9 protein-coding genes are annotated in these 12282 nt (G+C 63.8%); 3 read left to right on the top strand and 6 right to left on the bottom strand.

Going from position 1 to position 12282, the window contains the following annotated elements; all coding sequences use genetic code 11:
* Positions 1–46: 46 nt before the first annotated feature.
* The 5 genes from WBB95_RS20270 to WBB95_RS20250 form a co-directional block, all read right to left on the bottom strand.
* Positions 47–3157, bottom strand: coding sequence for an efflux RND transporter permease subunit (locus WBB95_RS20270; protein ID WP_424489201.1), 3111 nt, complete (start codon positions 3155–3157; stop codon positions 47–49).
* Positions 3154–4404, bottom strand: a complete 1251-nt coding sequence (locus WBB95_RS20265) for an efflux RND transporter periplasmic adaptor subunit (RefSeq protein ID WP_424489200.1) — start codon at positions 4402–4404, stop codon at positions 3154–3156. The genes WBB95_RS20270 and WBB95_RS20265 overlap by 4 nt, the downstream gene beginning before the upstream one ends.
* Positions 4397–5635: a TolC family protein gene (locus WBB95_RS20260; RefSeq protein WP_424489199.1), complete on the bottom strand. Its 1239-nt coding sequence runs from the start codon at positions 5633–5635 to the stop codon at positions 4397–4399. The genes WBB95_RS20265 and WBB95_RS20260 overlap by 8 nt, the downstream gene beginning before the upstream one ends.
* Before the next feature lie 96 nt (positions 5636–5731).
* The gene (locus WBB95_RS20255) at positions 5732–6070 is read right to left on the bottom strand and encodes a hypothetical protein (protein ID WP_424489198.1); all 339 of its coding nucleotides are present in this window, start codon (positions 6068–6070) and stop codon (positions 5732–5734) included.
* 26 nt (positions 6071–6096) lie between these two features.
* Entirely contained in the window at positions 6097–7518 is a 1422-nt protein-coding gene (locus WBB95_RS20250; protein ID WP_424489197.1) for a PLP-dependent aminotransferase family protein, read from the bottom strand.
* Positions 7519–7626: 108 nt separating this feature from the next.
* On the opposite strand from WBB95_RS20250, the gene WBB95_RS20245 reads away from it, so the two are divergent.
* On the top strand, positions 7627–8862 hold the full coding sequence (locus tag WBB95_RS20245) for a multidrug effflux MFS transporter (protein ID WP_424489196.1): 1236 nt from the start codon (positions 7627–7629) through the stop codon (positions 8860–8862).
* A gap of 143 nt (positions 8863–9005) precedes the next feature.
* On the opposite strand, the gene WBB95_RS20240 is transcribed toward WBB95_RS20245, so the two are convergent.
* Positions 9006–9911, bottom strand: a complete 906-nt coding sequence (locus WBB95_RS20240; RefSeq protein ID WP_424489195.1) for a hypothetical protein — start codon at positions 9909–9911, stop codon at positions 9006–9008.
* A 289-nt stretch (positions 9912–10200) separates the two neighbouring features.
* Between WBB95_RS20240 and WBB95_RS20235 the strand changes: the two genes are divergently transcribed.
* Positions 10201–10884, top strand: a complete 684-nt coding sequence (locus tag WBB95_RS20235) for a response regulator transcription factor (protein ID WP_003219726.1) — start codon at positions 10201–10203, stop codon at positions 10882–10884.
* Positions 10862–12253 carry a sensor histidine kinase gene (locus WBB95_RS20230; protein WP_424489194.1) on the top strand — a complete coding sequence of 464 codons (1392 nt, stop codon included), beginning with the start codon at positions 10862–10864 and terminating at the stop codon, positions 12251–12253. Before WBB95_RS20235 ends, WBB95_RS20230 begins: the two co-directional genes overlap by 23 nt.
* Positions 12254–12282 lie beyond the last annotated feature (29 nt).

Genomic DNA, 12282 nt, shown 5'->3' with positions numbered 1-12282 from the left:
AAAACACCGTGGGGGCGGTGGTTTGCCAGCGCCCACATTTTTTTGGTCAGTGTTTGGTTTTGGCGCGGCGCATCAGGCAGTAGGCGGCCGGGATCACAAACAGCGATAACAACGGCGCGGTGAGCATGCCGCCGATCATCGGCGCGGCAATACGGCTCATGACCTCGCTGCCCGTGCCGCCGCCCAGCAGAATCGGGAGCAAGCCGGCAATGATGACGGCGACGGTCATGGCTTTGGGGCGCACACGCAGTACCGCGCCTTCGGTGATCGCGGCCAGCACGTCACCGTCGTTGCGCTCGGCCCAGGCGTTTTTCAGGTACAGCAGCATGATCACGCCGAATTCCGCCGACACGCCGGCCAACGCGATAAACCCGACGCCCGTGGCCACCGACAGGTTGAAGCCCAGCCAGTAGAGCAACCACACGCCTCCCGTCAGTGCGAACGGCAAGGTCGCCAGAATCAGCAGCGCCTCATCCACCCGGCGAAACGTCAGGTACAGCAGCACGAAGATGATCAGCAGCGTCGCCGGCACCACCAGTTTCAAGCGCTCATTGGCCCGTTCCAGGAACTCGAACTGGCCCGAATAGCTGAGGCTCATGCCCGGCTGCAGGTGCACCTGCCGGTTGATCGCCTCACGCAGGTCCTTCACCACCGAAGCCAGGTCGCGGTCACGCACGTCGATGTACACCCAACCGGAAGGCCGTGCGTTTTCGCTCTTGAGCATTGGCGGGCCTTCACTGACCTTGATGGCCGCCACCGTGCCGAGGGTGATCTGGCTGCCCTGTGGCGTGTAGACCGGCAGGTTGCGCAGCGCTTCCACCGAGTCGCGCCATGCTTTCGGGTAACGCAGGCTGATCGGGAAACGCGCCAGGCCTTCCACGGTTTCGCCGATGGTTTCACCACCAATTGCGCCAGCCACGACGGCCTGCACGTCGGCAATGTTCAGCCCGTATTGCGCGGCCGCCGTGCGGTTGATATCCACGTCGATGTAGCGCCCGCCGGTCAAGCGTTCGGCGAGTGCCGAGCTCACGCCGGGCACCGTCTTGGCGACTTTTTCCACGGCCTGGGTCACGGCATCGATCTGCATCAGGCTGGTGCCGGCGACCTTCACGCCAATCGGGCTTTTGACCCCGGTGGCGAGCATGTCGATGCGGTTGCGGATCGGTGGGATCCAGATATTGGTCAGGCCGGGCACCTGCACCACGCGGTCGAGTTCTTTCACCAATTTCTCCGGCGTCATGCCGGGGCGCCATTGGTCCCGGGACTTGAACTCAATCGTGGTTTCAAACATCTCCAGCGGCGCCGGGTCGGTGGCGGTTTCGGCACGGCCAGCCTTGCCGAACACATGCGCGACTTCCGGCACGGTCTTGATCAACCGGTCGGTGCGTTGCAACAGTTCACCGGCGGTTTGCGTCGACAAACCCGGCAACGCTGAAGGCATGTACAGCAAGTCGCCCTCATCCAGCGGTGGCAGGAATTCGCCGCCCAGCTTCGCCATCGGCCACAGCGCGCTGACGACCATCAACAGCGCCACCAGCAAGGTCATGCGCGGCCAACGCAACACCGCCTGAAGCGCCGGCTGATACAGCTTGATCAGGCCGCGGTTAAGCGGGTTACGGTGTTCATCGGGAATTCGCCCGCGAATCCAATAGCCCATCAGCACCGGGATCAGCGTCACCGACAAGCCGGCGGCGGCGGCCATGGCGTAGGTCTTGGTGTAGGCCAGCGGGCCAAACAGCCGGCCTTCCTGGGCCTGCAAGGTAAACACCGGAATAAACGACAAGGTGATGATCAACAGGCAGAAAAACAGCGCAGGCCCAACCTCCACCGCCGCGTCCGTCATCACCTTCCAGTGCTCGTCGCCTTTCAATTCCCTGCCCGGATGGGCGTGATGCCAAGCCTCGATTTTCTTGTGGGCGTTTTCGATCATCACCACGGCCGCGTCCACCATCGCACCAATGGCAATCGCGATGCCACCCAAGGACATAATGTTGGCGTTGATGCCCTGAAAGCGCATAACGATGAATGCGATCAACACCCCCACCGGCAGCGAGATGATTGCCACCAACGATGAGCGCAGGTGCCACAGGAAAATCCCGCACACCAGCGCCACCACCAGAAACTCCTCCAACAGTTTGTGGCTGAGGTTATCGACGGCACGGTCGATCAATTTGCTGCGGTCGTAGGTGGTGACGATCTCTACGCCGGGCGGCAGGCTGCTTTTCAACTGCTCCAGCTTGGTCTTGACGGCCGCAATGGCCTCGCGCGCATTTTTGCCACTGCGCAGGATCACCACGCCGCCCACGGCTTCGCCTTCACCGTCCAGCTCGCTGATGCCCCGGCGCAGGTCCGGGCCCAGTTGAATGGTCGCCACATCGCCGAGGGTCACCGGCACGTTGTTGGTGTCCAGACGCAAGGGAATCGCACGAAAGTCATCCAGCGTCTTCAGGTATCCGGAGGCGCGCACCATGTACTCGGACTCGCCCATATTCAGCACCGAGCCACCGGTTTCCTGGTTGGCCTTGCCGATGGCCTCCGTCACCTGGGCCTGGGTGATGCCGCGGCTGGCCAGGGCCAGCGGGTCGAGTTGCACCTGGTACTGCTTGACCTGGCCGCCGATGGTGGCGACTTCCGCCACGTTGGGGATGGTCTTGAGTTCGAACTTGAGGAACCAGTCCTGCAGCCCGCGCAATTGCGCCAGGTCGTGCTGGCCGCTGCGGTCCACCAGCGCGTACTGATAGATCCAGCCAACCCCGGTGGCATCCGGCCCCAACGAAGGTTTGGCCGAGGCCGGCAAGCGCGCCTGCAACTGACTGAGGTATTCCAGCACCCGCGAGCGCGCCCAATACAGGTCCGTGCCCTCGTCGAACAGCACGTACACATAGCTGTCGCCGAAGAATGAAAAGCCCCGCACGGTCTTGGCGCCCGGCACTGAGAGCATGGTGGTGGTCATCGGGTAGGTGACCTGGTTTTCCACGATCTGCGGCGCCTGGCCCGGGTACGGCGTGCGGATGATCACCTGCACATCCGAAAGGTCCGGCAGCGCATCCACCGGCGTGTTCTGCACCGCCCACACGCCCCACGCGGTGATGAACAGTGTGGCGAGCAGCACCAGGAAACGGTTGGCCACCGACCAGCGAATCAACCAGGCGATCATGGCCGGGCTCCCGGTTGCAGGCTCATGCCGCCCATGGAAGGGTCACTCGAAAGATCGCCGGACTCTGGCGCTACCAAGCCCCTCAAACTGGCTTCCGAATCCAGCAGGAATTGACCGGACGCGACCACCTGCTGACCTTCCTGCAAGCCACTGCGAATGACCGTCTGGTCCTGGTTTTCAGTGCCGACTTCAACTTCAACCGGGCGGAAGCGCCCGCCCTCCTCGGCGAGCATCACCAGCACGCGCTTGCCGGTGCGCACCAACGCTTCGCTCGGCACCTGCAACACCGGCTGCGCGGTGTTTTGCGCCAGGCGCACCTGGGCGGTCATGCCGGGTCGCAGGCTGCCGTCGGGGTTGGGCAACTCGACACGCACCTGCACCGTGCGACTGTCCATGGCCGTGGCAGGCAAGATCGCGCTGACCGTGCCTTTGAGCGTCTTGCCCGGTAACCCGACAAACCGGCTTTCCACGGTTTGCCCCACCACCAGACCTGCGCCCTGGGCTTCGGGCACGGCAACCTGCAGCCACACCTGATCCAGCCCATTGATGCGCGCCAGGGTCTGCCCCGCCGCCACCGTCATGCCTTCGCGTACCTCCAAGGTTTGCAAGGCACCCGCCAATGGGCTGGTGACGGTCAACACCGACTGCACCCGGCCACTGCGCTCCATCTGCGCGATCAGCCCGGCCGGCATGCCGCTCAGGCGCAAGCGTTGTCGGGCGGCAGCGATCAAACCGGCGTCGCCGTTGTGGCGCAGCGCCAGGAACTCCTCCTGGGCCGCTGCCCATTCGGGCACCAGGATGTCGGCCAACGGCGCGCCGTCTTTGAGCACATCCCCCGCTGCCCGGCCATAGACCCGCTCGACAAACCCGGCCGCTCGCGCCTGCACCACTGCCACCTCCCGATCGTTAAAAGCCAGAATGCCCGACAGTTCCAGGGTGGAGGTCAACACCCCGCGGCTGACCCGCGCCAGGCGCACGCCGATGTTCTGGGTCTGGCGTGGGTCGATCTGCACGCTCGGCGTGTCTGCCGCCGCGCCCTCGGCGTAGCGCGGCACCAATTGCATGTCCATGAAAGGCGACTTGCCGGGTTTGTCGAACTTCTGCTGCGGGTACATCGGGTCGTACCAGTACAGCGCAGGTTTTTCATCCTTGGCGGTGACGGCGGCTGCCGGGCGCCACTGTGCCAACCCGTAGCCCGCGCCCAGCCCCAGCAGCAGTAACGCCGCGGCGATCATTCGATTATTCATTGGCGGGTTCCCCGTAGGCGAAATACAGCTGCGCACCGACCAGGGCACGCTGCTCGATGGCATCGATCTGTTTGAAACGCGCTTCGACCAGCTCGCGGCGGGCACTGACCACCGCCATCAAGTCGCCCTTGCCGGCCCGATATCCGGCCAGGCTCAGGGCGACTTTCTCTTCGGCCAGCGGCACCAGGCTGTCCTGGCTGCGCTGCACCGCACGCTCCAGGCGTTGGTAATCGGCCAGGTCGTCGTCGAGCATCTGCGTGTGCTCACGGGTGGCGGCTTCGCGCTCCGCATCCAGTTGGTCCAGCTCGGCCTGCTTGGCGGCAATGCCGGGGTTTTGCCGACGGCCAGGGAATATCGGCAGGTCAAAGCTCAATTGCAGGCTGACCATATCGCCGTACTCTCGGCCGCGGTGCTGGTAGTCCACCTCCCAGCTCCAGTCCGAGGTCTTTTGCGCCTTGGCTTCCTGCAAACGCGCCTCGGCCTCGCGTGTGCGCGGCACGAACGCTTGCAGCTCGGGGTGCTGATGCAGGTTGTGGCTGAAACCATGGCTGTCGATCGTCCAGTTGGGCAACTGGCCGCTGGGGGCTTCACTGGCCGCCGGGCCGATCCAGCGCTTGAGGGCGGCACGGGCCTGAGCGCGTTGCTGCGTCAGCTCATCTTCGCGCCCGGCCAATTCGGCGGCTTCCTGCTTGGGAATCACCGTATCGGCAGGTTGGCCTCGACCGCCTGCCAACTGCGCACGCACGCTGTCTTGCAGCAGGCGGTTCTGTTGGTAGAAGTCCTTGAACAAGGCTTCTTTGCGCTCTACCACATAGGCGCGAATCCACGCCTGGGCGGTGGCCTGGCGCACATTCAGGCGTTCGATCCGGCCCTGCGCCGCCGTGCGTTCCACCGTCGCCTCGGCCAACTCGACCCGGGCCTTGCGTTTATCGCGGCTGGGCACCTGTTGCTGGATGCCGACCATTTGCTCGGTCATGTCATCGCCATACAACGTGCCGCGATTGGGCCCGCCGATGGGGAAGTTCTGCAAGCCGACCACCAGCTTCGGGTCGGGCAATTCGCCAGCCGGGATCGCCGCCTGGGTCGCGGCCTGCAGCTTGGCCGCCTCGGCCGTCAGCGACGGCGCGTTGTTTTGCGCCAGGCGCAAGGCGTCATCCAGGGTCAGCGCCGAGGCCAGCGCCGGCCACACCAGCACGCCCACCACCAGGGCGCGCATGTAGAGGGAAGTCATGTGCAAGATTCCTGATCTGTTGCGCTGCACGCCGCTTTACGCGGCCCACAGCAAGGCCATCCCGGCTAAGGGATGAAGCTTGAGGTGCAACAGGAATCAGGCACGGGGTGGGCGCCACACGCCGGAAGGCGTGCGGTCGGGGATGAAATCCGAGGACAGGCTGAGCGCGACAGGATGAGCCAGGGTCAGCGGTGCCTTGAGCACCGGCATCGACAGTTGCAGCAGGCCGCCGGTCTTGCATTCCTGCCCGGGCTTGCAGACCTTGCCGTGATCAACGCCGTCCTGGCAGCAGTCCGGGGTCATGTCCGTCATCATCGGCATGTCCGACATTTTCATCGGGCAAGGCTCGGTGCTCGACGGCACACCCGCCATCCCGGTGAGGGGAAGCGTGAGGCTTAACAGCAGGACCAGGATCAAACGCAGAAGGCGGCTCATGGGGCGCGAGTCTAGCCAAGCACGCGTTAAGCCGCCATTAACAATTGCGTGAGCACTCGGCCGTGATAACGGATTTGCGCCAGGGTCAACGCGGTGTAGCCGATGATCACCGCCGGCGGCAACGTGGCGTCGACGCAGAACTTGCCCAGGGCCTGCAACGTCAGGCCGACGGCGGCGGCGCGGGTGCAGAAGTCGCCTTCCTCGACACCTGCCGGCAGCCAGAGCACGAAGTGCAGCCCGGCCTGCTGCCCGCTGACCGCGCAACCTTCTGGAAGACACGCCAGCAACGCGTCGCGCCGTGCCTGGTAGGCCTGGCGCGAGGCGCGCAGGTGGCGCACAAACGCCCCGCTGCCCAAGAACTCCACCAGGCCCAGCTGGTCCGTGGCGCCCACCGAGTGCCCCGTCGTTTGCAGGGTTCGCAACAGCGCCGGGCGCAGCGCCTTGGGCACCACCATGAAGCCCACGCGCAAGCCGGGGAACAGGTTCTTGTTGAAGCTGCCGCAGTAGATCACCCGGTCGCCGGAATCCAGGGATTTAAGCGCCGCGAGGGGCGCGCTGTTGTAGTTGTATTCACTGTCGTAATCATCTTCGACCACCCAGGCGTCGGCGCGCGCGGCCCAGTCCAGCAAGGCCAGGCGTCGCGACACCGAGAGGGTCATGCCCAACGGCGCCTGGTGCGCCGGCGTCACGTAGGCCAGCCGCGCAGCATCCGGGAGTTGCGCCGTATCGAGGCCCTCGGCCGTGACCGGGATCGCTTGCACGTGCGCCCCTGCCAGGCTGAACAGGCGCCGCGCGGGTTTGTAGCCGGGGTCTTCGACGCACGCCGTGTCGCCGGGTTTGAGCAGCGTGCGTGCGATCAGGTCGAGGGCATGGCGAATGCCGGTGGTGACAATTATTTCATCTGCCTCGCACGGCATGCCGCGGTAACTGCGCAGGTAGTCGGCGATCTGTTCGCGCAACGCGGGCAAACCGGCCGGGTGGGCCGCCTCCAGCACGCCGGGGCCCGCCGACAGCAGGCCACGGGAAACGCAGCGCGCCCAGGTCTTCAGGTCGAACAGGCTCGCGTCCGGGCGCCGTGCAACGAACGGCACGTGGCTTTGCACGCCGGCGTCCGGCAGGTCGGCAACCACCTCGCGGCGCAGCGTCTCACGCGGCGCCGGGGTCGCAATGAATTGCTCGGGGATCACCGCGCACACCCGCGTGCCGGAGCCCGCCACCCGCTGCACATAGCCTTCGCTGTGCAAGCGCTCGAAGGCGGCTTCCAGCGTGCCCCGCGACACCAGCCAGCGCTCGGCCAGGCTGCGGGTAGACGGCAATCGGCTGCCCGCCGGCAATTGCCGGTTCAGGATCGCCCCGCGCAAGGCCTCATAAGCACCCTGCTGCTTGGCCGCGTCCAGGCTGTCGGGGCGCGGCAGGTCCACGGCGGTGGCGGCTTTTCCTCGGCTCATGCGTTATCTCAGTGAAAAGTGGTCCACTCTTTTTAGGCACAAGTGGCCCAGAGGATTAAACCACAAAGCCGCTAGAGTTCGGGCTTCAGTCCTTGCGAAGACACCCTTATGACTCAACGCGCCCTCTCCACCGGTTTCTGGCTGGTCTTGCTGACCGTGCTGATCGCCTTGCCGCGCCTGACCCTGGACCTGCACCTGCCGGCCCTGCCCGCCATGGCGGACTATTTCCACGCCCGCGACAGCCAGCTGCAACTGACCCTCACGCTGTACACCCTCGGCTCGGCGATTTCCCTGCTGATCAGCGGGCCGCTGACCGATCGCTTCGGCCGCCGCCCGGTGCTGCTCAGCGGTTTGTTCCTGTACGTGCTCGCCACCCTGACCTGTGCCCAGGCCGAGAGCCTTGATGTGCTGATCATCGCGCGTCTGTTCCAGGCCCTGGGGGGCTGCTGCACTACCGTGATCGGCCGGGTGATCGTGCGCGACTACTTCGACCGCCATGAACAGGCGCGCCTGCTGGGTTTGATCTCCATGGCCATGGCGGTGTCGCCGATGGCCGCGCCGGTGCTGGGCAGCCTGATGTTGCCGCTGATCAACTGGCGGGGGTTGTTCGTGGTGCTCGGGGTGATCGGCGCCGCGCTGTACCTGGTGGTGTACCGCCGCCTGCCGGAAACCCGGCCGCCGGAAGTCGCCGCTGCCCCGCCCGGCAACCTGCTGCGGGTCTACGGCCAACTGCTGCGCGACCGTTATTTCCTGCGCTATGCCCTGGCGATCGGCTGCGTATACAGCACCTATTTTCCGTTTATCAGCGAATCCTCGGCACTGCTGCAGCGCGGCTTCCACCTGTCTGCCACAGCCTATGCGCTGGTGTTTGCCGCGACCATCAGCGGCTACATGCTCGGCGCCAACCTGTTCCGGCGCCTGGTGCAGCGTGTTGAAGCGGACCGGTTGATCAGCGCCGCCATCGGTTTGAACGTGCTGGGCACTGTGATGCTCGCGACGGCCACGTCAGCCCTGCCGGAGCAGTGGCTGGCCATTGTGCTGCCGATGGTGGTGATCATGGTGTCGGTGGGGATGGCGATTCCGGCCTGTCAGCTCTCGGTGTTGCAACCTTACGGCGCGATCGCCGGGACGGCCTCGGGGTTGTTCTTTTTTATCCAGATGTTCCTGACGGCGCTGGGCAGCTGGGCAACAGGGCTGCTCTCGGACGGCACCTCGCAGCCGTTGGTGATCATGACCTCAATCGCCAGTGCGTTGCTGGTCGCCGGCTGGCTGGCATTGCGCACAACCAAAAGTGGGAGGGGGCTTGCTGCCGACAGCGGTGGGTCAGCCATGGTTGGCGACTGACACCTTGCTATCGGAAACAAACCCCCTCCCACTGGGCCAAGACAGGCCCGGGTTTAGTGCATGAAGATCGCGATCAGGATGATGACCGGGATAGGCACGCCGAGGAACCACAGAAGTAATGAGCGCATGATGTTCTCCCTAAATTAACGGACGAAGTGTTCGGTTTCGACATACACCACGGCATCGCGACGGCGACCGCCAAAGGTGGCTGCGAAGCTGGCGAAGAAGGCACCGATCAGCAAGGAAACGAAGGTCCACAGCGAGGCATAGGCAGCGACTTTCGCAGCGGCATCGGCAGCTTGCTTGGCTTTGAGCTTGGCGTCTTCGATGGCTTTACGGGCGTCGCCGTAGACTTTATCGATACGCGCTTCAGCGTCAGCCTGGCTGAGGTTGGTGCGCTGGCTGATCAGTTGAGCCAGGTAGGTACGGTCTTCAGGGGCCAGCTGGCCGTCATTGCTCAGCGTGCGGGTGAAGATGCGTGCAACCACACCGTGTACGGCGTCATCACTGACCGCGGCCGGGCGGTCATCGCGAAACAGGCTGTCGACGTAGTAGTCGAAGTCGCCGCTGTTGGCGCCTTTGGCTGCACCGCCGGCCGCTTGGCTCAGGCCACTGGCGGCGCCCGATGCAACGCTGGCACCGGCTTTCACTCCGCCGCTGACGACACTGCTGACCGAACCGACCACCAGCACTGCGGTGATCAGCGTGGCGACGGCCCACGCAAGGAAACCGTGGGCGGTGTCGCGGAAGTACACCTCATCGCCATGCATATTGGCCCATTTGACGCGCAGACGGCCGGCGATATAACCGCCTAAACCGGAAGCGACGATCTGCGTAAACGCCAGCCAGACAATCGTGGAAATGCCAAGGCCCTTGGCGCTGATACCGCTGTCGGCCCACGGCGACACTGCCGAAAAGCCCAGGCCGAAGCCCAGCAATACCAAGATAAGGGACAGTGCGGCCGCGGCAGCGGCGCCGGCGAAAATCGCCCCCCAGGAAACCCCGGAGAGCGCGCTCGACTCTTGCAGTGTGGATGAGGATGTGATCATTGTTGTTTAGCTCCCGGCAGGAAAAATGGTGTTACAAGTCTCAAAAGGGACAGTGCAGGCACCATGCCAGTCGCGATAAAAATAAATATCCTTATATTTCAATAACTTAAATAACTTGAACTTCCTAGGACCGTGCAAGTTGCAAGAAACGACAGTGCGAGGCGGGCTTTCTGCATTCCTGAAGAAAATGTGTCGGTTTTGCCAACATGAAGTTTAATTTAGGAAGCGTTCAGGTATTTCTTGGCAAAATGCCCCCACTTCTAGTGTGAATCGCTCACCAGGTAATCCTATGACCCGTATTTTGACCATCGAGGATGACGCCGTAACGGCCCGCGAGATCGTCGCAGAGCTGAGCAGCCATGGACTGGACGTAGATTGGGTGGACAACGGCCGTGAAGGCCTGGTCCGCGCTGTGAGTGGTGATTACGATCTGATCACCCTCGACCGCATGCTGCCGGAGCTGGATGGCTTGGCCATCGTCACGACCCTGCGCACCATCGGGGTGTCGACGCCGATCCTGATGATCAGCGCCCTCTCCGATGTCGACGAACGGGTCCGCGGCCTGCGCGCCGGCGGTGATGATTACCTGACCAAGCCGTTCGCTTCCGACGAAATGGCTGCCCGCGTTGAAGTGCTGCTGCGGCGCAAAAGCACGGTCAAGGAGTTCGAAACCGCCCTGCGCGTGGCGGACCTGGAACTCAACCTCATCAGCCGCGAAGCCAGCCGCGCCGAACAGCCGCTGAGCCTGCTGCCCACCGAATACAAATTGCTCGAATTCCTGATGCGCAACACCGGGCAGATTCTCTCGCGGATGATGATTTTCGAGGAAGTCTGGGGTTACCACTTCGACCCGGGCACCAACCTCATCGACGTGCATATTGGCCGCCTGCGCAAGAAAATCGACCCGCCGGGCCTGACGCCGCTGATCCGCACGGTACGAGGTTCCGGCTATGTCATTGCTGAACCCCTCTAAGGGTTGGCGCTCTTCCAGCAGCCGCTTGCTGGCGCTCTACAGTTCGCTGTTCGTGGCCTGGAGCTGCATCCTCATGGGGGTGCTGTATTACGAAGTGTCCGGGTACCTGGGCGACTTGTCGCGCCACTCCCTGATGCAGCGCCAGCACCTGTTCCAACGGTTTGACGGCGAAGAACTGGTGGAAGCCCTGACCACCAGCATGACCTTCGACATGAAGGGTGTGGACGCCTACGGCCTGTTCGATGAGCAGTTTCGCCCATTGAGCGGCCCGATTCGCGCCGTGCCGCCTGACTTGCCGCTGGACGGCAAAATTCACGCGCTGGTCAATTGCGTCGACTCCGACGACCCCAAACTGCCCAAAGACAGCTGCGACGCCGTCGCCACCCACACCGAAGACGGTCGTTGGCTGGTGCTGGTGCGCGCCAACGGCTCGCTGTTCGGCGTGACCCGGATCATCTGGCATGCGCTGCTGTGGGCGCTTTCGCTGACCATCATCCCGGGCGCTGCCGGCTGGCATTTGTTGCGCCGTCGTCCGCTGCGGCGCATTCGCGGGATTCAGGCCAGCGCCGAAGCCATCGTCGCCGGCGACCTGACGCACCGCCTGCCGCTGTCCAACCGACGTGACGAATTGGACATGCTCGCGGCCATCGTCAACGCCATGCTCGACCGTATCGAGAAGCTGATGAACGAGGTCAAGGGCGTGTGCGACAACATCGCCCACGACCTGCGTACGCCGCTGACCCGCTTGCGCGCGCAGCTTTACCGCATCAAGCAGCAAGCCGAGGAAGACTCGGCCCACGCGGTCAAGCTGGACGATGCCATCGCTGAAACTGACACCTTGATGGCGCGTTTTCGCGGGTTACTGCGCATTTCAGAACTGGAAGACCACCAACGTCGCTCGGGCTTCCTGGTGATGGACCCGCTGCCACTGCTGCGCGAACTGCATGACTTCTACCTGCCGTTGGCGGAAGAAGGCGAATTGCAGCTGTTGCTCGACGTGCCGGACTCGCTGCCGTGGATCACCGGTGACCGCGCGCTGCTGTTCGAAGCCCTGGCGAACCTGTTGAGCAACTCGATCAAGTTTTCCCCGGCGGGCGGTGAAGTGATTCTGCGCGCGGTGAATGATGCCGGCAGCACACGCATCGAAGTGCACGACTCAGGGCCAGGCATTCCAATGGCTGAACGCGACGCCGTGTTCCAGCGCTTTTATCGCGTGGATGAAAGCGACCAGCAAGGCGGGTTCGGGTTGGGCTTGTCGATTGTCGCGGCGATCATCAACCTGCACGGGTTCAAGCTGGAGGTGGGTTCCAGCCTGCGCGGCGGTGCCTGCCTGGTGCTGGAGTGTCGGCAGCAGTTGATGCCGGAGTAGCACAAACAGCACAAAACTGTGGGAGCTGG

The sequence above is a fragment of the Pseudomonas sp. genome (genome assembly GCF_049645325.1).
Classification (GTDB): Bacteria; Pseudomonadota; Gammaproteobacteria; order Pseudomonadales; family Pseudomonadaceae; genus Aquipseudomonas.
This window is presented reverse-complemented; position numbering and strand designations above follow the sequence as displayed.